Source organism: Rhodanobacter sp. ANJX3 (assembly GCF_014200755.1).
Classification (GTDB): domain Bacteria; phylum Pseudomonadota; class Gammaproteobacteria; order Xanthomonadales; family Rhodanobacteraceae; genus Rhodanobacter.
Genome location: NZ_JACHCM010000003.1, coordinates 211,305 through 233,893, shown reverse-complemented (window position 1 = coordinate 233,893; position 22,589 = coordinate 211,305). Strand labels below are relative to the sequence as shown.

Here is a 22,589-nt window from a genome sequence, read left to right as displayed (position 1 = left end):
TGGTTGCCGATCAGCCGAAGGCGGTGATCAGCAGATAGCCATCCAGCACGATGACCAGGGCTGTGCCGGCGGCAGCCAGCGCCATGAAACCACGACCGAAGCCGTACTGGCCCATCAGATCGCGCTTGCCCGCCAGCATCAGCATGGGCAGCAGCGCGAACGGTAGGGCAATGCCGAGCACGCACTGGCTCAGCACCAGCAGCGTATCGGCGCCGATGCCGGGGCGCGCGGCGAGCAGCACGAAACCGATGCAGACGCCGGCCAGCCGTGTGGCGATGCCACGCAGCCAGGTGCGGCTTTCGCGCCCGCGAAAACCGCGGCTCAGAATGCATCCGGCCAGCACGCCGGTGATCGCCGAGCTCTGCCCCGCTGCGTACAGCGCGACCGCGAAAATCGCCGCCGCGCCGGCGCCAAGGGTCAGCGCGATGGCGTGGTAAGCGTCGTCCAGATTGTTCACCGGCATACCGATATGCGAGAGCGACGCGGCTGCCACCATCAGCATGGCGGCGTTGACCAGGGTGGCCAGCAGCAGCGAAACGCGGGTATCGGTTTCCACGACGCGCAGCGCCATCGGTCGTTCGTGCGCCGGCAGGTCCTTGCTGCGCTCGGCGATCAGGCCCGAATGCAGGAACAGATTGTGCGGCATCACCGTGGCGCCCACGATGCCCAGCGCCACCGTCAGCATGCCGTGGTTGCCGAATACCCTGGCGCTCGATGCCAATCCTTGCAGCACGTCGCCCCCGACGGGCCGGGCCTTGATCAGCAGATAGACGAAGGTCAGCGATACGATCGCCAGCAAGGCGCTGACCACGAACTCGTGGGCGCGCTGTCGGCGCTGTGACAGTGCCATGATCGCCAGCGTGCCCAGCGCTGCGACAATCATGCCTACCTGCAGCGGCAGGCCAAACAGCAGGCGCAAGGCGATGGCGCCGCCGACCAGCTCCGCCAGCGCGGTCGCCACGATCGCCAGCTCGCTGGCCAGCCACGCGCTGAGCGCCAGCGGACGTGGCAGCAGTCGACAGGTGAGTTCGGCGAGATCTTCGCCGGTGGCCATGCCCAGTCGTGCTGCCATCGTCTGAAACAGCAGTCCGAGCAGGCTGGCCAGCAGCACCGAGCCCAGCAGCGTGTAGCCATAGCTCGAGCCGGCGGCGATGTCGGTGGCCCAGTTGCCGGGGTCGACATAGCCCACCGCCACCAGCAGCCCGGGCCCGATCAGCCGACGCATGGAGCGTCGGGTCGCAGGGGATACCGACCGGTGGATGGGATGCAGCAAGCTCAAGGTTTCAATCAGCGCGGACATGACCGTAGGCAGGGATTCGGACGTCTCTATTGAGAGGCATCCCGCGCGTCGGTGTCCAACTGATCCTGCGCATGTCATTCATAGCCAAAAGCTATCGATGGAAGACCGCTCGACGCTGGAAACTATGGTCCGATCAGTCGCCTGACCGGCGCAAAGCTGCGCCGATGCTGCGGGCAGGGGCCTAGCAGACTCAGCGCAGCGAGATGGGCCGGCGTGGGATAACCCTTGTGCACGGCAAAGCCGTAGCCCGGATGGTGAGACTCCATCGTCACCATCAGTCGATCGCGCGTGACCTTGGCCAGAATCGAGGCAGCGCTGATCGCCGGTTCCAGCGCGTCGCCGCCGACGATGGCGCGACCGCGGCAGGGTAGATCCTTCGGCAGCTTGTTGCCGTCGATCAGCGCCTCTTCGGCCATCAGCGCAAGACCGGCGACCGCGCGGCTCATGCCGGTCATGGTGGCCTGGAAGATATTCAGCCTATCGATTTCTTCCGGCTCGATCAGCACCACGCACCAGGCCAACGCGCGCTCGACGATCAGCGGGTATAGCGCCTCGCGCTTCGCTTCGCTGAGCTTTTTCGAATCGTTGAGGCCGGCAATCGGCCGGTCGGGATCGAGAATGACCGCCGCGATGGAAAGCGGCCCGGCCAGCGGCCCGCGCCCCGCCTCGTCGACGCCCGCGACAAACCGGCTTTTCGCGTTCGCTGCCGGCGGCCCGCCGCGACCGAACAAGGCCCCCTGTTCGGGGAAGACGAATTGCGCCGAAGGGCGGAGGCTTGCCTCGATCACGTCAGCCGCCATCGGTGGCATCCACCAGTTCGGCAATCGCGGCGGCGGCGCGTTCGCCCGCGTGACCGTCGAGGCTGCTGCGCAGCGCTCGATGCAACTGCTCGAACGCGTTCACGATGTAACCGCGCCGTTCGCTGTCCTGAAACAGCGCCAGTGTGGCCGCGGCGAGATGGCTCGCGGTGCACTCGTCCTGCATGAACTCCGGTACCAGCAGTTCGCCGTCGATGCCGTTGGCGCGTGCGAGAATATTCGGCAGCGCGTAGACGTCGGTCTTCAGCATCTTCAAGGCGCGCGCTATGCGATAGCTCGCAGGCGCCACGCGATAGCCCACCACCATCGGCCGTTTGGCCAGCATCGCTTCCAGCGTGGCGGTGCCTGAAGCGAGCAGTACCACGTCGGCGGCCAGCATCGCTTCGTGCGCGTGGCCGTCCAGCAGCAGCGGCGCCGTTTCGTCGCGGGGAAGCTTGGCCAGCAAATCCTTGAGCTTTGCATGCATATGCGGATTGGCTGCGGGTATCACGATGCGCAAGCCGGGCAGTGCGCCGGCAACGCGCATCGCCGCATCGATAAAAACCGGCCCCATGCGCGACAGTTCCGAGGCGCGGCTGCCGGGAAGCAAGGCCAGAATCGGCGCCCGCTGCGGCAGCTGCAGAAACTCGCGCGCGCCCACGCGATCGGAGATCATCGCAAAGCGATCGGCCAGGGGATGTCCGACGAAGCGCGCGTCGATGCCGTGCCTGGCGTAGATCGGCGGCTCCATCGGAAACAGGCACAGCACGCGGTTGGCGCTGCGGCCGATTTTTTCCGCGCGCTTTTCGCGCCACGCCCATACCGACGGGCTGACGTAGTGCACGGTTTTCAGGCCGGCGTGTTTCAGGCGCTGCTCCAGGCCGAGATTGAAATCCGGTGCATCGATGCCGACGACGACCGCCGGCTGCACTTTCAGCAGCCGTGCGATCAGCTCCCGGCGCAGCCGCAGCAGCCGCGGTAAATGCCGAATGACCTCGCTGAAGCCGAACAGCGACAGCTCGCGAATGTCGTACCACGATTCGAAACCCTGCCCCTGCATGCGCGCGCCGCCAATGCCGACGAAACGCGCGTCGGGATAGCGTTCGCGCAGGGCGAGAATCAGGTCGGCGCCGAGCTGATCGCCGGAATCTTCGCCGGCGATCAGGGCGATCAGCGGGGTGTTGGTGGAGACGTCATTGAGCGTCGTCATGCTGTCTCCCTTTGGCTGACGAATGAGCACGAGCCGGAGCGCGCGTTTGATTCTCGATAAGCGGGACGCTTATCGAGCCAACGTTCGCTTGCTGCGATCGAGAAAGTCGAGCATGGCGCGCACGTCGTCGCTCTCGCCGGCCTGCTTTTCCAGCAGCTCGCGCGCCTCCGGCAACGACAGGCCGGCCATGTACAGCGTGCGGTAGGCCCGCTTGATCGCCGAAATGCGCGGCGCGTCGAAGCCGCGGCGTTTCAGGCCCTCGCTGTTGATGCCGCGCGGGCGACCGTGCTGCTCGTTGGCCATCATCACGAACGGCGGCACGTCCGAACCGACCAGGCAGCCCATGCCGATAAAGGCGTGCGCGCCGACCTTGCAGAACTGGTGTACGCCGGAGTAGCCGGACAGGATCGTCCAGTCGCCAATCTCCACATGTCCGGCCAGTGCCGAATAATTGGAGAAAACGATGTTGTTGCCGACCTGGCAGTCGTGCGCGATGTGTACATAGGCAAGCAGCCAGTTGTCGTTGCCGATACGCGTCACGCCACCGCCATCGCCGGTGCCGCGATTGATGCTGGCAAATTCGCGGATCAGATTGCGGTCGCCGATGATCAGCTCGGTGCGCTCGCCGGCGAACTTCTTGTCCTGCGGATCGCCGCCCAGCGAGGCGAATTGGGCGATGCGATTGTCGCGGCCGATCTTCGTCGGCCCTTCGATCACCACGTGCGGGCCGATGACGGTGCCGTCGCCGATTTCCACATCGGCGCCGATCACGCTGTAGGCGCCGATACGGACGTTTTCGCCGATAATGGCGGAAGGATCGATCAACGCAGTGGCGTGAATCATTTATCGGACCTCGCCGCGCACATCAGTTCGCAGCTGGCCACTTCCTTGCCGTCGACCAGGGTGCGCGCGACGAAGATGCCCATGCCGCGCATCAGGCGCTTCAAGCCCACTTCCATACGCAGCTGGTCGCCCGGGGAAACCACGGCGCTGAAGCGCGCGTTGTCGACTTTCACCAGATAGAACAGCGGGCTGCCCGTATTGCCTTTCATGCGGCTGCTGATCTGTGTCAGCAGGCCGGCGGTCTGCGCCATCGCCTCGACGATCAACACCCCAGGCATCACCGGATGCCCCGGAAAGTGGCCCTGGAAAAACGGCTCGTTGATGCTGACGTTTTTCAGCGCGACCACGCTGACATCCGGCACGATCTCGATCACGCGATCCACCAGCAGAAAGGGATAGCGGTGCGGCAGCAGTTCCTGGATCTGCTCGATGGTCACCGGCATGGTGAGGGCAGCGGGTTTGTCACTCATGATTCCTGTCCTTTTCCAGCGCCGAGAGCCGGCGCGCGTACTCATCAAGATGTTTGAAGCGAGCCGCATTCTTGCGCCACGCCAGATTTGCCTGCAGCGGTACGCCCGACGAGTATTCGCCCGGCTCGCGGATCGAGCTGGTGACCAGACTCTTCGCCGTAATGGTAACGCGGTCGGCGAGTTCGAGATGGCCCAGCACGCCGGCGTTGCCGCCGATCTGGCAGTAGCGGCCGATTTTGGCGCTGCCCGCCACCGCTGCGCAGCCGGCCATGGCGGTGTGTGCGCCGATATATACGTTGTGCGCGATCTGAATCTGGTTATCCAGCCGCACGTCTTCTTCCAGCACGGTATCTTCGAGTGCGCCGCGGTCGATGGTGGTGTTGGCACCGATCTCGCAGTCGTCGCCGATGCGCACGCCGCCGAGCTGCGGCAGCTTGATCCAGCCACCGTGATCGTAGGCGTCGCGGTCGAATGCCAGGCCGAAGCCGTCCGAGCCGATCACCGCGCCGGGATGCACCAGCACGCGTTTGCCTAGCGTCACGCGGGTCACCAGGGTCACACGCGCCACCAGGCGGGACTGCGCGCCGACCGTGCAGCCGGTGCCGATGATGCAGTGTGGGCCAAGTACGGCGCCATCCTCGACGACCGCGTCGTCCTCGATGACGCAACAGGGTCCCACGCTGGCGCTGGCGCTGACCCGCGCGCTGGCGGCGACCACCGCGCTGGGATGTACGCCTGGCGGCGCCAGCGGCTGGCGCTCGAACAGCGCGGCGATTTTCGCGTAGGCCACGTAGGGGTCTTTGGCGATCAGCGCCGCGGTGGGGCAAGCGGCGAGATTTTCTTCGCGCAGCACGACCACGCCGGCATGCGTGGCGGCCAGTTGCGCATCGTATTTGCTGTTGGAGAGAAAGCTCAGCTGATTGGCACCGGCGCCCGCCAGGGTGCCGACGCCATCGACGCGCCTCGCGCCGTCGCCGTGCGACGACAGCCCGAAACGTTCGGCCAGTTCGGCCACTGAATAAGACGCTGCGTTCAAGCGCATGCTCCGTGCATCGGCGCCCGGCGGGATGCCGGTACGCCGGGCTGGGTCATCAGAACGGTTTTGTTAGAGCTGATTTGTCAGCGCGGGATTATCCGAGCGAGATCATCGGTTCGAGATAATCAGCGTTGGATCGTCAGAACTGGCTGCCGAAGGTGAACTGGATTTTCTCTTCGTAATGGCTGTCGTCAGGCTGGGTGCGGAACGGGTGCGCCAGGCTGATGATCAGCGGGCCGATCGGGGCCTGCCAGTGCACCGAGATACCGGCCGATGCGCGCAGCGTGCTGGCGCTGAACGTGCTGAAGCTCTGATACGCGTTACCCACGTCCATGAATACCGACACGCGCGCCGTATTGATGTCTTTCAGGAACGGCAGCGGCAGATAGACCTCGGTCGTACCCAGCACCTTGAACGCGCCGCCGATCGGCTCGGCGTAGTTGCCGTCCGGGCAGAAGCCGTTCTTCGCCGGTGCGGTGTAAGCGATACAGACGCGCGGACCGAGCGTGTTGTCCTGGAAGCCGCGCACGTCGCGCACGCCGCCGGAGTAGAAGTTCTGCACGAACGGGAAATCCTGCCGCATATCGACCAGGGTATGGTCGGTGACGGCGCTCTGCAGCGTGGCGTACTGCGAATCGCTGATGCCGTTGTTGCCGTAGGTCTTGCCGTAGCCGACCTGGCCGTCCAGGTACAGCACGAAACCGCCACCGATCGGCCAGTAGTGGTTGGCTTCCGCCGTGAACTTCCAATACTGGACGGTGGAGCCCGGCAGGGCGATGTCGGTCGAGGCCGAGATCAGGCCGCCGCGGGTGGGCGAGAAGTAGGCGTTGCGCGTGTCGTGGTTCCAGCCCAGCGTGCCGGTCCAGGTATGCAGCGTGTCGTGGCCGATTTCGTTCTGATAGTCGATCAGCACCTGGGGGCTGAAGCCCGGAATCAGGCTGACCTTGTCGCTGCTGATGCCCATGCCGACGCGGATGCCGTCGGTTTCCGTGACCGGAATGCTCAGATAGGTCGAGAACGCCCGATCGCTGGTCGAGTAGTCGGCGAAATCGGTATTGCCGTAGTCGGTCTTCGAATAAGTGGCGTTGTAGCCGATGCCGATGTTGCTGTCGGTCAGATAGGGGTTGAAGTAGCTGACGCCGTACTTGGTGTAGTAGCTGCTGCGCTCGCCGCTGATCGAGGCGCTATCGCCGGTACCGAAGATGTTGTTCTGCGAGACGGAGGCATTGAGGATGATGCCCGAGTACTGCGAATAGCCCACGCCGAACTGCAGGCTGCCGGCGGACTGCTCTTCCACCTTGACCGTTACGTCGACCTGATCGAGCGAGCCGGGCACCAGCTTTTTGTCGATATCGACCGTCTTGAAATAACCCAGGCGCTGCAGGCGGATCTTGGAGCGGTCGAGGGCAGCCTGCGAATAGAACGTGCCCTCGAGCTGGCGCATTTCGCGGCGCAGCACGGCGTCTTCGGTACGGGTGTTGCCCTGGAATACCACGCGGCGCACGTAAACGCGCTGACCGGGCTCGACGAAAAGGGTGAGGTCGACAGTGCGCTTGTCCTTGTCCAGCTTCGGAATCGGCGTGACCTTGGCATAGGCGTACCCGATGTTGGACAGAATCGCCTTGATCGACTTGGTGCTGGCCTCGATCGCGGAGCGGTTGAACAGGTCTCCCGGCTTGACGTAGACCAGCTGGCGTATCGTGGCCTCGGGCAGGATCAGCGTGCCGAGCAGCTTCACGTCGGCGATCTTGTAGGTGTCGCCTTCCTTGACGCTGGCGTCGATGTACATCGAGCGGCGGTCCGGCGCGATGCTGACCTGGGTTGAATCCACGCCGAAGTCGGCGTAACCGCGGTTCATGTAGTACGACTGCAGTTTCTCCAGGTCGCCGGAGAGCTTTTCGCGCGAGTACTGGTCGTCTTTCGAGTACCAGGACAGCAGGCCGGGCGTGTTCGACTCGAAACCTTCGCGTACTTCCTTGTCGGTGAACGCGTGGTTGCCGATGATGTTCAGCTCTTCGATCTTGGCGGCCTTGCCTTCGCGGATTTCGATATCCACCGCAACGCGATTGCGCTCGAGCTGGGTCACGTGCGGGGTAACCGACACGTTGTACTTGCCGCGGTTGTAGTACTGGCGCACCAGCTCCTGCTGCACGTTGTCCAGCGCCAGCCGGTCAAAGGTTTCGCCTTCGGCCAGGCCGATCTGCTTCAGGCCCTTCTTCAGGTCGTCGGTCTTGATGTCCTTGTTGCCGCGCAGGGTCAGCTTGGCGATCGACGGACGCTCGACCACCTTGATCACCATGATGTCGCCTTCGCGATCGATTTCCACGTCGCTGAAGAACTTGGTCTGATACAGCGCACGGATGGCTTTTTGTGCCTGGTCGTTGGTCAGCCGGTCGCCCTTGTTGACGGGCAGGTAGGTGTAGACCGTACCGGGAGCGATGCGGCTGAGGCCGTCGATGCGGATGTCCGAGACCACGAACGGGTCGAACGCAAACGCATTGGCGGAGAGGGAGGCAAGCAGGATCAGCGCGGCGATACGCTTCATCGTCGGTTCCGTTGGGTTATTTCGATGGAGCCGCCAGCGCGGCGGCTCCGATCAACACATGAAGCAAGGCAACGCCCTGCTTCGAAAAAGGGTATGCGCTCGAGAAAAGCACATCGTTAAAGCCACCACATCGACCGGCTGCGTCAGCGGCAGTGAAGCCCGTCGTCGACCGATACCATGCGTCTCTCGCCGCTGTCACGACAACAAGATGCCATGGATATCGTTGTAAAACGCCAGCCCCATCACGGTAAACAGCAGCGCGATGCCGATGTACTGGCCAACAATCATCGTCTGCTCGCTGACCGGACTGCCTTTGATCAACTCGATCAGATAATACAGCAGGTGCCCACCGTCGAGGACGGGAATCGGCATCAGGTTGATAATGGCCAGGCTAAGCGACACCAGCGCAAGGAACTGCAGGAACGAAGCGAAGCCCATGCCGGCCGATGCGTTGGCTACCTGGGCGATACCGATCACGCCGTGCAGATTTTGGGTGGAGGCCTCGCCGGTAATCAACTTGCCGAACATCGCAAACGTCTGCATCGCGTTGTGCCAGGTGGTTTGCAGCGAGGCGTCGAGCGCCTTGATCGGCCCGTAGCGCACCATCGCCTGTTCGGGCATCGGCGCACCGATGCCCATGACCCACTTCTGTGGCTGGCCTTGCAGCGACTCCCACTTGGTAATGACGCTGAGTTTTTTCGGTTGGCCGTTGCGCTCGATCACTACCGACAGCGTCGGTGATTTGACCGCGTCGGCCTGGACCAGTCTGCCGAACGCCTCGAAATCGGCCACTGCTTGACCATTCACGCTGATCAGTCGATCGCCGCCCTGCATGCCCGCCAGCGAGGCCGGCTGGCCCGGTGTCACGGTGGCGGCAATCGCGGGCGGCGGCGCGGGTTTCAGCCCGAGCGCGTCGAAATACTTTTCTACCGGCTGCCCCGGCGGTAGCCGATCCAGCGGCAGCACCAACTGGCGGGGGCGACCATCTGCGCCGCTTACCGTTATCGGCAGCGGCGCGCGGCTCAGCAGACCGTTGGCGATGGCATCCAGGGAATCACCCAGGGTCGTTACGGGCTGGCCATCCACGCTCAGAATGCGATCACCCGGCAGGACGCCGGCCTTGGCGGCGATGCTTTGCGGTGTGGCGGTCACCACCGGTACGTAATCCGGCCGCCCCAGCATAAACATCAGCCAGAACGCAGCGAGGGTAAAGATCACATTGAAACCCGGCCCTGCCGCGACAATGGCGATGCGTTTCCACACCGACTTGCCGGTGAACTCCTGATCGCGCAGCGCCGGATCGATCTCGCCCTCGCGCGCGTCGAGCATCTTGACATAGCCGCCCAACGGGATCGAGGCGATCTGGTATTCCGTACCGTCGCGGCCGGTGCGCTTCCAGATGGCCTTGCCGAAGCCGACGGAGAAGCGCAGCACCTTGACGCCACAGCGGCGCGCGACCCAGTAATGGCCGAACTCATGAAAGGTCACCAGTACGCCGAGCGTGATGGCCAACCAGAAAACCGAGCCGAAAAAGGAATTCATCAATCGCCGTTGTGAGGGGACGTCACGCCAAGGGTATCAGGCCAAGAATATCAGCAAGCATTGCGCAGAATACGGCGGGCGGCTTCCCGGGCCACCCGATCACGTTCCAGCAGGGTCTGAACATCGACCACGGCTTGCGCCGGCAGTTCCGCAAGAACCGCATCCACGACGTCGGCAATCGAGAGAAACGCCAGCGAGCCGGCCAAAAAGGCCTCCACCGCGATCTCGTTGGCTGCGTTCAGCACCGCTGGCGCATCGCCACCGGCACGCAACGCCTGAAACGCCAGCGCCAGACAGCGGAACGTCGTCAGATCCGGCGGTTCAAAGGCGAGCGGGGCACAGGCGGTCAGGTCCAGCGGCGCCACGCCAGCGTTCACGCGCTCCGGCCACGCCAGCGCGTGGGCGATCGCGGTGCGCATATCGGGATTGCCCAGCTGGGCCAGCACGGAGCCGTCGACGTATTCGACAAAGGAGTGCACCAAGCTTTGTGGGTGAACTACGACATTGATCAGATCGGGCGCGGCGCCGAACAAGTGATGGGCTTCGATGACTTCCAGGCCCTTGTTCATCAGCGTGGCCGAATCGACCGAAATCTTGCGGCCCATGACCCAGTTGGGGTGTTTGCAGGCCTGTTCCGGCGTGATGCCGGCCAGTTCGGCGCGGTTGCGGCCGCGGAACGGGCCGCCCGAGGCGGTCAGCGTCAATTGCCGAACGCCCTTGTGCAGCGACGGCTTGCCGCCGGCCAAGCCTTCGGCGGGCAGGCATTGGAACAGCGCGTTGTGTTCGGAATCGACCGGAATCAGCGCGCCGCCGCCCGAGGTTACGGCATCGAGCAGCAGCGGCCCGGCCATCACGATGGCTTCCTTGTTCGCCAGCAGCAGGCGCTTGCCGGCGCGGGCGGCGGCGAGCGTGGACTCCAGCCCGGCCGCACCGACAATCGCCGCGACGACGGTATCGCACAGGTTGCCCGAGGCCGCGATGGCGAGGGCCTCGCGGCCGCTGGCGACGTCGCAGCGAACGCCGGCCGCCGTCAGCTTGCGCGACAGTTCGGCCTCCAGCGCAGGGTCGGCGATCACGGCCAGCTCGGGGCGGTGCTGCATGCACAGCGCGACCAGCGCGTCGACCTGGCGATGCGCGGTCAGCACCGTGGCGCGAAAGCGCTCCGGGTGGCGGGCGATCACGTCCAGCGTGTTGCCGCCGATCGAGCCGGTGGCGCCGAGTACGGCAACGTTCTTCATGTCATCCAGCCGCCATGAACAGGTTCAGCAGCAGCATGCCGGCAGCGAACACCGGCAGCGCGGCAAACACGCTGTCCAGGCGATCCATCATGCCGCCATGTCCAGGAATCATGGTGCCCGAATCTTTCACCTGCGCGTGGCGCTTCATCAGGCTTTCGATCAGGTCGCCGACGATGGATGCACCGACGGTGACAGCGGCCAGCACGGCCAGTCCGATCAGCTGTCCGCCGCGCATATCGAGCAGCCACCAGCCGCCCAGCGCCATGACTACGACGCCAGCCGCCAGCGCGCCATAGGCACCGGCCCAGGTCTTGCCGGGGCTGATCTGCGGGGCGAGTTTGCGCTTGCCGAACGTGCGGCCGCTGAAATAGGCGCCGATATCGGCGGCCCAGACAATCACCAGCGAGAGCAGGGCCAGGCCGTGGCCGTGCGGCCGGCCGGCGTGGATGGTGATCGCCGCGACCCACGCGGGGAAAATCACGAACGCGCCGGCGAGCAGCTTCAGTGCGCGGTTTTCCAGGGTCGGTGCGGCGCCGTAAGCGAAGTGACGCAGCCAGATACAGGCGACCAGCCACCAGAGCACGCCGAGTCCAATCACGGCCGGTGCGACGAGGGTAAAGCGCGCCATCCACAGCAACACGAACACCGCCGCCGACACGATCAACCACGCCGCCTGCAGCGCGACGCTTTTCAGTCCGCTCAAGCGCGCCCACTCCCACAGCGCGGCAAGAAACGCCGCCGCCGCGATCGCGGCAAACACCGCTGTCGACGCAAACAGAATGACGAAAATCACCAGCGGGGCGAGTATCGCGGCGGTGATGGCGCGCTGTAGCAGCATCGGAATCCTTAGTTGACGGCAGCGACCTGCTCACCGGTGCGGCCGTAACGGCGCTCGCGGCGGGCGTAGTCGTCGATGGCGAGACGCAGGCAGTCCCGATCGAAATCGGGCCAGAGCACGTCGGTAAAATACAGTTCGGCGTATGCAGCCTGCCACAGCAGGAAATTGCTGATGCGGGTTTCGCCGCCGGTGCGGATAAAAAGATCCAGCGGCGGCAGTTCGGACAGCGTCATCCACTGGCCCAGCGTCGTCTCGTCAATCTGGTCCGAACGTAGATCCCCGCGCTTGACCGCGTCGGCCGCCTGCCGCGCCGCCTGCACGATATCCCAGCGGCCGCCATAGTTCACCGCGATGCTGACGTGCAGCTTGTCGTTGCCGGCGGTGCGCGCCATCGAGGCGTGCATGCGATCTCGCAGCGGTTCCTCGAACGCGCTCAAGTCACCGACAAAGCGCAGGCGCACACCGTTGCTGTGCAGCTCGTCCACTTCCTTGTCCAGCGCCCGCACGAACAGACTCATCAGCGCCATCACTTCTTCGGGCGGGCGCTGCCAGTTCTCGCTGGAGAAGGCGAATACGGTCAGCGCCTGCACGCCTTCGCGCATGCACGATTCGATCGCTTCACGCACCGCCTTGCGGCCGGCGTTGTGGCCGAAGCTGCGCGGACGATGGCGCGCCTTCGCCCAGCGGCCGTTGCCATCCATCACGATGGCGATATGGCGCGGAACCCGAGCGGCTTCGGCGCCGGACATGCAAAGGGCGATGGCGCTCAGAGCGCCATCAGCTCCTCTTCCTTGGCCTTGACCACGGCGTCCACATCTTTCACGGCGCGGTCGGTGAGCTTTTGAATTTCGTCATCGACGCGGCGCTCGTCGTCCTCGGTGATCAGCTTTTCCTTCAGCAGGTCCTTGATCTGCTGAAGTGCGTCACGGCGCACGTTGCGGATAGCGATCTTCGCGTTCTCGCCCTCGTGGCCCACATGCTTGGCCAGCTCGCGGCGGCGCTCTTCGGTCAGCGGCGGCATGTTGAGGCGGATCACGGTGCCGGCGGTGGTCGGCGTGACGCCGATATCGGAAGCCATCAGCGCTTTTTCGATCGGCGCCACCATCGGCTTTTCCCACGGCGTGATGATGATCGTGCGCGCGTCGGCCAGCGAAACCGAGGCGACCTGGGTCAGCGGCATGTCGGCGCCGTAGTAGGACACCTTGATGTTATCGACCAGCGCGGTGCTGGCGCGGCCGGTGCGGATGCGGGTGAGGTCGTGCTTGAGTGACTCGATGCTTTTGCCCATGCGGGTCTGGGCGTCGGTCTTGATATCGTTGATCATGAAACGTTTCCCGATGAATCTGGCTAGCAGATGATTATAGCAGCCGGGTTACGGCGAGCTGTGAGCGATAAACGCGCTCCGGCGGGCGGTTCAGCCGCCGTCGACCAGGGTACCGATCGGCTCGCCGTGCATGATGCGCATGAGGTTGCCCGGCACGGTCATGTCGTAGATGCGCAGCGGCATGTCGTGGTCGCGGCACAGCGCGATGGCGGCGGTATCCATCACCGCCAGCTTGCGCTCGATCACCTCGTCGTAGTCGAGGCGGTCGTAGCGCACCGCGTCGCTGTGCTTGGCCGGGTCGGCGGTGTAGACGCCGTCGACCTTGGTGGCTTTCAGCAGCAGGTCGGCGCCGATTTCGACCGCGCGCAGTGCCGCGGCGGAGTCGGTGGTGAAGAACGGATTGCCGATGCCGGCAGCGAACAGCACGATGCGGCCCTTTTCGAGATGGCGGATCGCACGGCGGCGCACGAAATCCTCGCTGACGTCGTGGATCTGAATGGCACTCATCACGCGGGCAAAGCCGTTGCGCTTTTCGATCGCGTCCTGCATCGCCAGTGCGTTCATCACCGTGGCCAGCATGCCCATGTGGTCGCCGGTCACGCGGTCCATGCCCGCAGCCGCCAGTCCGGCGCCGCGAAAGATATTGCCGCCGCCGATGACGACGCCGATCTCGGCGCCAGCGCGTTGGACCTCGATGATTTCGTCGGCCAGCCGGCCGATTACCTTGGGGTCGATGCCGTAATCGCCCTGGCCCATCAGGGCTTCACCGGAAAGTTTGAGCAGAATGCGGCCGTAATTCAGCGGGGTGCTCATGGGGTCTCCGGGTTTGTGTGGCAAAACAGCGGCAGTGTAACGGCTGTCGTCAATGACGGGGAGAGGTTTCGCCGCGTCGCGCGGCATGTATGCGGGTTTTTCCGGCGATGCGCAGATACAAAAAAGCCGCGGTTTGCCGCGGCTTTTTTTGCTTGTTTACGGCGCTGACTCAGGCCAGGCCGGCCTGCTTCATCACTTCGGCGTGGAAATCCTCTTCCACTTTCTCGATGCCTTCGCCGACGGCCAGACGCACGACGGTGACCACGTCTGCGCCTTCCTTCTTCAGCGCCTCGGCCACCGTGGTATTGGTGTCCAGCACATACGGCTGGCCCAGCAGGGTGACTTCGGAGACGATCTTGTTGATCTTGCCGGCGATGATCTTCTCGAGGATTTCGGCCGGCTTGGCCTTGTCCTTCTCGGTCATCTGGCTCAGCGCGATCTCTTTTTCCTTGGCGACGAAATCGGCCGGCACGTCCTCGGCGCGGATGTGCGCCGGGTTCATGGCGGCGACGTGCATCGCGATGCCCTTGGCCAGCTCCTCGGAGCCGCCCTTGAGCGAGACCAGCACGCCGATGCGGCCGCCGTGGATGTAGCTGCCGATCACGCCATCGCTCTCGACGCGGGCCATGCGGCGCACGTCGATCTTCTCGCCGATCTTGGCGATCAGGGCCTTGGCGGCTTCTTCGACGTTGCCGGCATCCGGGTAAGCGGCGGCCTTCAGCGCGTCTACGTCAGTCGCGCCCGACTTCAGCGCGATATCGGCGACGGTGTCGGTGAACTTCAGGAAGCTGGCGTCTTTGCCGACGAAATCGGTCTCGCAGTTGACTTCGACCAGCACGGCAGTCTTGCCGGCCTGGGCGGCCACGATGCGGCCTTCGGCGGCCACGCGGCTGGCCTTCTTGTCGGCCTTGGACAGGCCGGACTTGCGCAGCCACTCCATCGCGGTCTCGATATCGCCGTTGTTTTCGACGAGGGCCTTCTTGCATTCCATCATGCCGGCGCCGGAACGCTCGCGCAGTTCCTTGACCAGCTGGGCGGAAATGTTGCTCATGGGTATTTCTCCAAAGCTTTGGATTGGATACGCCGCGGCGGTTGCCCGCAGCGGCGTTGATGTCTCAGGGCGAGACGACGGCCAGAGGCCGTCGCTGCACCGGCTTACTTGGCGGAAGCGCCGTCGCGCGAACCACGGCCACCGTCGCGGCCGCCGTCACGACGCGGAGCGCCGGCACCCTTCTTCGGGGCGGCATCGCGGCGCGGCGCGGCCTGCTTGCGGTCGACCTTGGCCACCGGGTTGCCTTCCTCGTCGAGCTCGACGAAATCGTTGGCATCGCCCTGGGCGGCGGCCGGCGCAGCGGCCTTGCCTTCCAGGATCGAGTCGGCCGCGGCGCGGGCGTACAGCTGGATGGCGCGGATGGCGTCGTCGTTGCCCGGGATGGCGTAGTCGACCAGCTCGGGGTTGTAGTTGGTGTCGACCACGGCGATCACCGGAATGCCGAGCTTCTTGGCTTCCTGCACGGCGATGTCTTCATGACCGATGTCCACGACGAACAGCGCGTCGGGCAGGCGGTTCATGTCCTTGATGCCGCCCAGCGACGCCTGCAGCTTGTCGCGCTCGCGACGACGGGACAGCACTTCGTGCTTGACCAGCTTCTCGAACGAACCGTCGGTCTCGGCCGCTTCCAGCTCTTTCAGGCGCGACACGGACTGCTTGACGGTGCGGAAGTTGGTCAGCATGCCGCCGAGCCAGCGCGAGGTGACATACGGCATGCCGGCGCGTGCGGCCTCTTCGGCCAACGGCTCGCGGGCCGAACGCTTGGTGCCGACGAACAGGATGGTGCCGCGCTTCTGCGCCAGCGCCGACAGGAAATTCATCGCGTCGGTGAACAGCGGCAGGGTCTTTTCGAGATTGATGATGTGGATCTTGCCGCGGGCGCCGAAGATGTACGGAGCCATCTTGGGGTTCCAGTAACGGGTCTGATGACCGAAATGGACGCCGGCCTCGAGCATTTGACGCATGGTGACTTGTGCCATGGTGAAACTCCTTGCATGGACCTTTATAAGGTCTGGGGGTTGGGACCTCCACGTACCCCCGACTTCGACCGCGAACGTCCCATTAAATGATGGGATCGAGCGCAGCACCCCGAAGGCGGTGCCGATACGTGTGTGGCGTTTGGTTGGGTATTGGACCGCTTGACGGTTACAATCCCGGGACGCTTTGCGCTGTACGCACCGGTGAAACCGGCCGCATCAGGTCAGCAAAACTCCCGAATTGTAGCCGGTGCTCCGGCAGCGCGGCAAGTTGCGGCGGATTCTCAGTTGAACCGACCGACCTGCGCCGCCATTTAGGCAGGACTTATGGCTATTACTCTGAAATCCCCCGAAGACCTCGAAGGCATGCGCGTCGCCGGCAAACTGGCCGCCGATGTGCTCGCCATGCTCAAGGACCACGTCAAGCCCGGTGTGACCACCGAAGAGCTGAATCGCCTAGCACACGACTACATCGTCAACGTGCAGCAGGCGATTCCGGCCAACGTCGGCTATCACGGTTTCCCCAAAACCCTGTGCGCCTCGGTCAACCACGTGATCTGTCACGGTATCCCGAACGAGGGCAAGGTGCTGAAGGATGGCGACATCGTCAATCTGGATGTCACCGTGATCAAGGACGGCTGGCACGGCGACACCAGCCGCATGTATTTCGTCGGCACGCCGTCGGTGCTGGCCAAGCGGCTGGTCGACACTACCTTCGAGGCGATGATGAACGGCATCAGGGCCGTGCGTCCGGGCGCCACGCTGGGCGACGTCGGTCACGCGATTCAGCAGCACGCCGAGGCGGCCGGCTTCAGCGTGGTGCGCGAGTACTGCGGCCACGGCATCGGCAAGGTCTACCACGACGAGCCGCAGGTACTGCATTACGGCAAGCCGGGTGCGGGCGTCGAACTGAAAAAGGGCATGACCTTCACCATCGAGCCGATGATCAACGCCGGCAAGCCGCAGACCCGGCAGCTGCCGGACGGCTGGACTGTCGTGACCAAGGACCACTCGCTGTCGGCGCAGTGGGAGCACACTATCGCGGTGACCGATGACGGTTACGAAATCCTCACGGCGTGGCCCGACGCCTGACCCGCATGGCTGAATCGCGGCGTCGAATAAGGCGCCGCGGATGCTGCTCGGCTGAGATGATTCGTCGAGATGATTCTTCGGCCCACCGCCGCGCCCGAGTCGTCACGTTCTCACGGAGCCACGCTTAAGATCATGTCGTCGATCCCCAGTCTTGCCGCACTGCCGCCGCTGCCACGCCTGCCGGTGGCGGTGCCACGCTCGGGCGTGTCGGCCGAGGCGCGGCTGGCGCTGCGGCAGCTGCTGGGTGACGTCAACCGCAGCCTTGCCACGGCCTTTCGCAACGGTGGCGATGCCGCCGTACTGGCACGCCGCCGCAGCGAGTCGGTCGAGCGGGTGGTGGCGCACGTATGGATGGCCTGTCTGGGCGACGTCAGTGGTGCAGCGCTTTTCGCCGTCGGCGGCTATGGCCGCGGCCTGCTTTTCCCCTATTCGGACGTCGACCTGCTGGCCCTCGTCGAGGCGCCGGCGCCGGCGCGACTGCGCGCGCTGGAGCAGTTTTTCGCCACCCTGTGGGACGTGGGTCTGAAAGTCGGTCACGCCGTGCGCGATGTGCCCCAGTGCCGCCAGCTGGCGTCGCAAGATGTCAGCGTGTTCACCAGCCTGCTGGATGCGCGCCGGCTGGCCGGCGATCCGGCACTGGCCGAGCAGCTGCGCGGCATCATCGACGACCCTGCGCGGTGGCCGCCGGCGAAATATCTGGCGGCGCGGCTGGCCGAACGCGATGCGCGCCACGCCCGCTACGACGACACCGCGCATAACCTCGAACCGAACATCAAGGACGGGCCGGGCGGTCTGCGCACGCTGGACGCGCTGCGCTGGCTGGGCCGCCGGCTGGCGCACGCCAACGGTTTTGCCGATCTGGTGACCGAGGGCTTGCTCGACTCGGCCGAGCAGCTGGCGCTTGAGGAATCCGAAGCCACGCTGCAGCGCTACCGGTACGCGTTGCATCTGGAAGCCGGCCGCGCCGAGGAGCGATTGCTGTTCGACTATCAGCGCGGTCTGGCGACGCGGCTGGGCTTCGAGGACGAGCACGAAAAGAATCTCGGCGTCGAACAGTTCATGCAGGGCTATTACCGCGCCGCCACGCAGATCGAGCGGCTCGGGGTGCAGGTGGCCGAGCGCTTCGAGGAAATGCTCGAGACGCCTTCGGCGGCACAGCCGGCGGGCGCGGATTTCGTGCGGTTCGGCAAGCGGCTGGCCGCGCGCGATCCCGAACTTTTCCTGCAGCGACCGGCGGCGCTGGTCGATGTGTTCATTGCGCGGCTCGATCAGCCGGGCGTAATCGGTTTTACCGCCGACACCATGCGCCGCATCCATCAGGCCACCGCCGCGCACGGCGAAACGCTGTCGACCGATCGCGGCGTGCTGGACGCGTTTCTGCATCTGCTTCGCCGCGGTGCGCCCGCGGTCAACGCGCTATGGAGCATGAATCGGCACGGTCTGCTGGCGGCGATTCTGCCGGCATTCGGCAAGGTCTTCGGCCGCATGCAGTACGACCTGTTTCACGTGTACACGGTCGACGAACACACCCTGCGCGTGCTGCACAATGTGGCGCGTTTTGCCGAGCCGTCGGCGCTCGCCGAATTTCCCGTCGCATGCCAGATCTGGGGCACGCTGCCGAAGCCGGAAATACTGCTGCTGGCGGCGCTGTTCCACGACATCGCCAAGGGGCGGGGGGGCGATCATTCCGTGCTGGGCGAGGACGATGCGCGCACGTTCTGCGCACAGCTGGGCTTGCCTCGCGCCGATATCGACCGTGTCGCGTGGCTGGTGCGCTGGCATCTGCTGATGAGCACCACCGCGCAGCGTCAGGACATTACCGACCCCGATGTCGTGCAGCGCTTTGCCGATCTCGTCGGCGATCGCGAGCGCCTCGGCCAGCTTTATCTGCTGACCATCGCCGACATCATCGGCACCAGCCCGCGCCTGTGGAACGCATGGAAAGATCGGCTGCTGTCCGATCTGTACACCGCGACGCGCTACGCGCTGCGCAGCGACGTCAACCTGCCGCGCGATGCGACCGAGCGCGTGCGCGAATGTTCCGAACACGCGCTGGCGCTGCTGATGAATGATGGTTTCGCCGAAGCCGACGTGGTTCGAGTGTGGGCCGATTTTCCGCCGCTGAGTTTCATGCGCCATCGCCCGGAACAGATCGCCTGGCAGACGCGGGCGATCCTGGCCGCGAAGGGCAAGGTGCCGCTGGTCGCGGTACAGCCTTTCTCGGTCCGCGGCAGCACCGAGCTTTTTGTCTACACACCCGATCGCGACGGCCTTTTTGCCACGGTGACCGCGGTGCTCGATCGGCTGCGCTTTTCAGTGATGGAGTCGCGCATTCTCAGTTCGCCGACCGGCATGGCGCTGGATACCTTTCTGCTGCTTGAGGCCGATACCCAACAGCCGGCGAGCGCCACGCGGGCGCAGGAGCTGCAGCAGCGGCTGCAGGGTGAGCTGGAGCGCCCCACCGGCATGCAGCCTTGCAGACGCAACATGACGCGTCATCAGAAGCATTTCCAGACGCCGCCGCGGATCACCTTTCACGCGGCCGGCGACCGCACTCAGCTCGCTCTGGTCGGCACCGATCGCCCGGGCATTCTGGCCGCGGTCGCGCAGGTGATGCTCGCCACCGGAGTGCGTGTGCACGACGCGCGCATCGCCACGTTCGGCGAGCGGGTCGAGGATTTCTTTCAGATTACCGACCGGCACAACGCACCACTCTCCGTGTTGCAGCAGGAGCAGCTGATGCAGGCGCTGATGTCGAGCATCGGGCCGGTTCGGAATTAGTCTGCCGATCCTGCTGCGGCGATGGCGCCGCGGCCCGCGCGATGGAAAGGGGCGATGTCCGCGCTATCATCGCCGCTGCTGCGCTTCGCAGCGATCAGGGTCGACTTCGCCATGACTTACCCGCTTGTCGAGACGCTGCACGTGCTCTTTGTGGTCGCGTGGATGGCGGCGGTTTTCTACCTGCCGCGGATTCTGGTGAACATGGCCGAGACGGCGGGTCAGCCGCCGGTGCAGGCGCGCCTGCAGCTGATGGGACGTCGGCTGTATCGCTTCGGCCACATTATGTTCGGGTTGGCGTTTGTACTCGGCCTGGCACTGTGGCAGGGCTGGAGGGTGTTTCCGGCGGCGTTGCCGAACGTGGTCGGTCCGATGCACTGGATCGATGCCAAGGTCACCTTGGTGATTCTGCTGCTGATCTATTTCATTTTCTGCGGGCGCATGCTCAAGCGTGCCGCGGCTGGCGGTTCGCTGCCGTCTCCAAAGGCCCTGCGCTGGACCAACGAGCTGCCGGTGCTATTGCTGCTCGGCGTGCTTTACCTGGCCATCGCCAAGCCGTTTTGAGGGCGGCGGCGCAGTCGGTTCGGCGACGAACTGCGCTAAACTGAGGCTTAGACAACTGACCGACAAGGTGGCCCGCGCATCGCGCCGGCCGAGCGTGCGACATGGCAACTACCCGCTACCACTGCTGATTCTGCTCGCCTTGTTTCGAAAGCAGGGGCGCAGCGCCCTTAGCTTTTATGTCCGATACCCGCAGGCGTGGCCAAAGACCTGCAGCCCAACACTTCATCAACGTGCGCCACCGGCGCGAACGTCCAGGGTTTCTCCATGATTGAAATTACGCTACCCGACGGCAGCAAGAAGCCGTTCGGTCATCCCGTTACCGTGCAGGACGTGGCCGCCTCGATCGGCGCCGGTCTGGCCAAGGCGACGTTGGCCGGCAAAGTCGACGGTCAACTGGTCGACGCCAGTTTCCCGATCGAGCACGACACTAGCCTGCAGATCATCACCGACAAGAGCCCGGAGGCGCTGGATATCCTGCGCCACTCCACCGCGCATCTGATGGGGCAGGCCGTGCAGCGGCTTTATCCCGGCGCGCAGGTCACGATCGGTCCGGTGATCGACAACGGCTTTTTCTACGACTTCGCCTACGAGCGGCCGTTCACTCCGGACGATCTGCCGAAGATCGAGGCCGAAATGGCCAAGATCGTGGCCGAACAGCTGCCGGTGACGCGCGATGTGAAAACGCGCGACGAGGCCGTGGCGTTTTTCCGCGGCCTTGGCGAGGAATACAAGGCCGAAATCATCGAAGGCATACCGGCCGATCAGCCGCTGTCGCTCTATACCCAGGGCGAGTTCACCGATCTTTGCCGTGGCCCGCATGTGCCCAATACCGGCAAGCTGCGCGCGTTCAAGCTGATGAAGGTAGCTGGCGCATATTGGCGCGGCGACTCCAACAACGCGATGCTGACCCGCATCTACGGCACCGCATGGCTCAACGACAAGGACCTGAAGGCCTATCTGTTCCAGCTGGAAGAAGCGGAAAAGCGCGACCATCGCAAGATCGGCAAGCAGCTCGACCTGTTTCATCAGCAGGAAGAGAGCCCGGGCATGGTGTTCTGGCATCCCAACGGCTGGGCGATCTGGCAGCAGGTCGAGCAGCACATGCGCAACGTCTACAAGCGCAGCGGTTACCAGGAAGTGCGCTGTCCGCAGGTGCTGGACGTGTCGCTATGGAAAAAGTCCGGCCACTGGGACAACTACGCCGAGAACATGTTTTTCACCGAGTCGGAAAAGCACACCTATGCGCTGAAGCCGATGAACTGCCCCGGTCACGTGCAGGTGTTCAACACCGGCCTGCACAGCTACCGCGAGCTGCCGATCCGTTACGGTGAGTTCGGCGGCTGCCATCGCAACGAACCCTCGGGCGCACTGCACGGCATCATGCGCGTGCGCGCGTTCACCCAGGACGACGGCCATATTTTCTGCACGCCCGAGCAGATCGAGTCCGAGGTCACGGCGTTCCATCGGCAGGCCATGCAGGTCTACGGCGACTTCGGCTTTCAGAACATCGGTCTGAAGATTGCGCTGCGCCCGGACAAGCGCATCGGTACCGACGAAGTGTGGGATCGTGCCGAAGCGGCGCTTCGCGCGGCGCTGTCGGTGGCCGGCGTGCAGTGGGAAGAGCTGCCGGGCGAGGGCGCTTTCTATGGTCCGAAGATCGAATACCACATGAAGGATTCGATCGGCCGCGCCTGGCAGGTCGGTACCATGCAGGTCGATTTCATGATGCCCGAGCGCCTTGGCGCCGAGTATGTCGACGAGCATTCGCAGAAAAAGCATCCGGTGATGCTGCACCGGGCCATCGTCGGTTCGATGGAGCGATTTATCGGCATCTTGATCGAGCACTATGCCGGTCAGCTGCCGTCCTGGCTGGCTCCGGTACAGGCCGTAGTGCTCAATATCACCGATGCGCAGGCCGATTATGTCCGCGAAGTGACGCAAACCCTTGTCGATAAAGGCTTCCGGGTGCAATCCGATTTGCGCAATGAGAAGGTCGGCTATAAAATCCGCGAACATACGATGCAGAAAGTGCCTTATTTGCTCGTGGTCGGTGACCGCGAGAAAGAAACGGGTACCCTAGCCGTGCGTACCCGTTCGGGTGAGGATCTGGGCAGCCTGTCGCTGACCGATTTCGCCGAACGGCTGGTGACCGAAACCAAGCGCTGAGCGCT

The 22,589-nt window shown here is 64.4% G+C and carries 19 protein-coding genes; 4 read left to right on the top strand and 15 right to left on the bottom strand.

All coding sequences use genetic code 11. The features are described 5' to 3' along the window. Positions 1-10 precede the first annotated feature (10 nt). The 15 genes from HDE76_RS09575 to rpsB all read right to left on the bottom strand — a co-directional run bounded on the left by HDE76_RS09575 (position 11) and on the right by rpsB (position 15,987). Positions 11-1,300, bottom strand: coding sequence for an Nramp family divalent metal transporter (locus HDE76_RS09575; RefSeq protein WP_221262378.1), 1,290 nt, complete (start codon positions 1,298-1,300; stop codon positions 11-13). Positions 1,301-1,422: 122 nt separating this feature from the next. After that, positions 1,423-2,100: a ribonuclease HII gene (rnhB, locus tag HDE76_RS09570; protein WP_184507006.1), complete on the bottom strand. Its 678-nt coding sequence runs from the start codon at positions 2,098-2,100 to the stop codon at positions 1,423-1,425. Next, positions 2,090-3,307 (bottom strand): lipid-A-disaccharide synthase, encoded by a 1,218-nt coding sequence (lpxB, locus tag HDE76_RS09565; RefSeq protein WP_184507004.1) that lies wholly within the window; start codon positions 3,305-3,307, stop codon positions 2,090-2,092. Before lpxB ends, rnhB begins: the two co-directional genes overlap by 11 nt. A gap of 69 nt (positions 3,308-3,376) precedes the next feature. Beyond that, entirely contained in the window at positions 3,377-4,150 is a 774-nt protein-coding gene (gene lpxA / locus HDE76_RS09560) for an acyl-ACP--UDP-N-acetylglucosamine O-acyltransferase (RefSeq protein ID WP_179479375.1), read from the bottom strand. Beyond that, a complete protein-coding gene (gene fabZ / locus HDE76_RS09555) occupies positions 4,147-4,620 on the bottom strand; it encodes a 3-hydroxyacyl-ACP dehydratase FabZ (protein ID WP_179479377.1) in 474 nt (157 codons plus the stop codon). Before fabZ ends, lpxA begins: the two co-directional genes overlap by 4 nt. After that, a complete protein-coding gene (gene lpxD, locus HDE76_RS09550; protein WP_184507001.1) occupies positions 4,613-5,656 on the bottom strand; it encodes a UDP-3-O-(3-hydroxymyristoyl)glucosamine N-acyltransferase in 1,044 nt (347 codons plus the stop codon). The genes fabZ and lpxD overlap by 8 nt, the downstream gene beginning before the upstream one ends. 139 nt (positions 5,657-5,795) lie before the next feature. Continuing rightward, positions 5,796-8,201 (bottom strand): outer membrane protein assembly factor BamA, encoded by a 2,406-nt coding sequence (gene bamA / locus HDE76_RS09545; RefSeq protein ID WP_179479381.1) that lies wholly within the window; start codon positions 8,199-8,201, stop codon positions 5,796-5,798. 195 nt (positions 8,202-8,396) lie between these two features. Then, complete coding sequence (gene rseP, locus HDE76_RS09540; RefSeq protein ID WP_184506998.1) at positions 8,397-9,743, bottom strand: RIP metalloprotease RseP; 1,347 nt, start codon at positions 9,741-9,743, stop codon at positions 8,397-8,399. A 50-nt stretch (positions 9,744-9,793) separates the two neighbouring features. Beyond that, positions 9,794-10,981 (bottom strand): 1-deoxy-D-xylulose-5-phosphate reductoisomerase, encoded by a 1,188-nt coding sequence (locus tag HDE76_RS09535; protein WP_184506995.1) that lies wholly within the window; start codon positions 10,979-10,981, stop codon positions 9,794-9,796. 1 nt (position 10,982) lies between these two features. Next, complete coding sequence (locus HDE76_RS09530) at positions 10,983-11,819, bottom strand: phosphatidate cytidylyltransferase (protein ID WP_184506992.1); 837 nt, start codon at positions 11,817-11,819, stop codon at positions 10,983-10,985. An 8-nt stretch (positions 11,820-11,827) separates the two neighbouring features. Then, complete coding sequence (uppS, locus tag HDE76_RS09525) at positions 11,828-12,568, bottom strand: polyprenyl diphosphate synthase (protein WP_179479389.1); 741 nt, start codon at positions 12,566-12,568, stop codon at positions 11,828-11,830. Between the two features lie 17 nt (positions 12,569-12,585). Continuing rightward, entirely contained in the window at positions 12,586-13,143 is a 558-nt protein-coding gene (gene frr / locus HDE76_RS09520; protein WP_179479391.1) for a ribosome recycling factor, read from the bottom strand. Positions 13,144-13,233: 90 nt separating this feature from the next. Further along, positions 13,234-13,956, bottom strand: a complete 723-nt coding sequence (gene pyrH / locus HDE76_RS09515) for a UMP kinase (protein WP_179479393.1) — start codon at positions 13,954-13,956, stop codon at positions 13,234-13,236. Positions 13,957-14,125: 169 nt separating this feature from the next. Next, positions 14,126-15,007 (bottom strand): translation elongation factor Ts, encoded by an 882-nt coding sequence (tsf, locus tag HDE76_RS09510; RefSeq protein WP_184506990.1) that lies wholly within the window; start codon positions 15,005-15,007, stop codon positions 14,126-14,128. Between the two features lie 104 nt (positions 15,008-15,111). Continuing rightward, complete coding sequence (gene rpsB / locus HDE76_RS09505) at positions 15,112-15,987, bottom strand: 30S ribosomal protein S2 (protein WP_184506987.1); 876 nt, start codon at positions 15,985-15,987, stop codon at positions 15,112-15,114. A gap of 324 nt (positions 15,988-16,311) precedes the next feature. On the opposite strand from rpsB, the gene map reads away from it, so the two are divergent. From map to thrS, 4 genes are all read left to right on the top strand, one after another. Further along, complete coding sequence (map, locus tag HDE76_RS09500; RefSeq protein ID WP_184506984.1) at positions 16,312-17,076, top strand: type I methionyl aminopeptidase; 765 nt, start codon at positions 16,312-16,314, stop codon at positions 17,074-17,076. A 132-nt stretch (positions 17,077-17,208) separates the two neighbouring features. After that, positions 17,209-19,857: a [protein-PII] uridylyltransferase gene (gene glnD / locus HDE76_RS09495; RefSeq protein ID WP_184506981.1), complete on the top strand. Its 2,649-nt coding sequence runs from the start codon at positions 17,209-17,211 to the stop codon at positions 19,855-19,857. A gap of 111 nt (positions 19,858-19,968) precedes the next feature. Further along, complete coding sequence (locus tag HDE76_RS09490; RefSeq protein ID WP_179479752.1) at positions 19,969-20,418, top strand: CopD family protein; 450 nt, start codon at positions 19,969-19,971, stop codon at positions 20,416-20,418. 264 nt (positions 20,419-20,682) lie between these two features. Then, positions 20,683-22,584 carry a threonine--tRNA ligase gene (gene thrS / locus HDE76_RS09485; protein WP_184506978.1) on the top strand — a complete coding sequence of 634 codons (1,902 nt, stop codon included), beginning with the start codon at positions 20,683-20,685 and terminating at the stop codon, positions 22,582-22,584. Positions 22,585-22,589 lie beyond the last annotated feature (5 nt).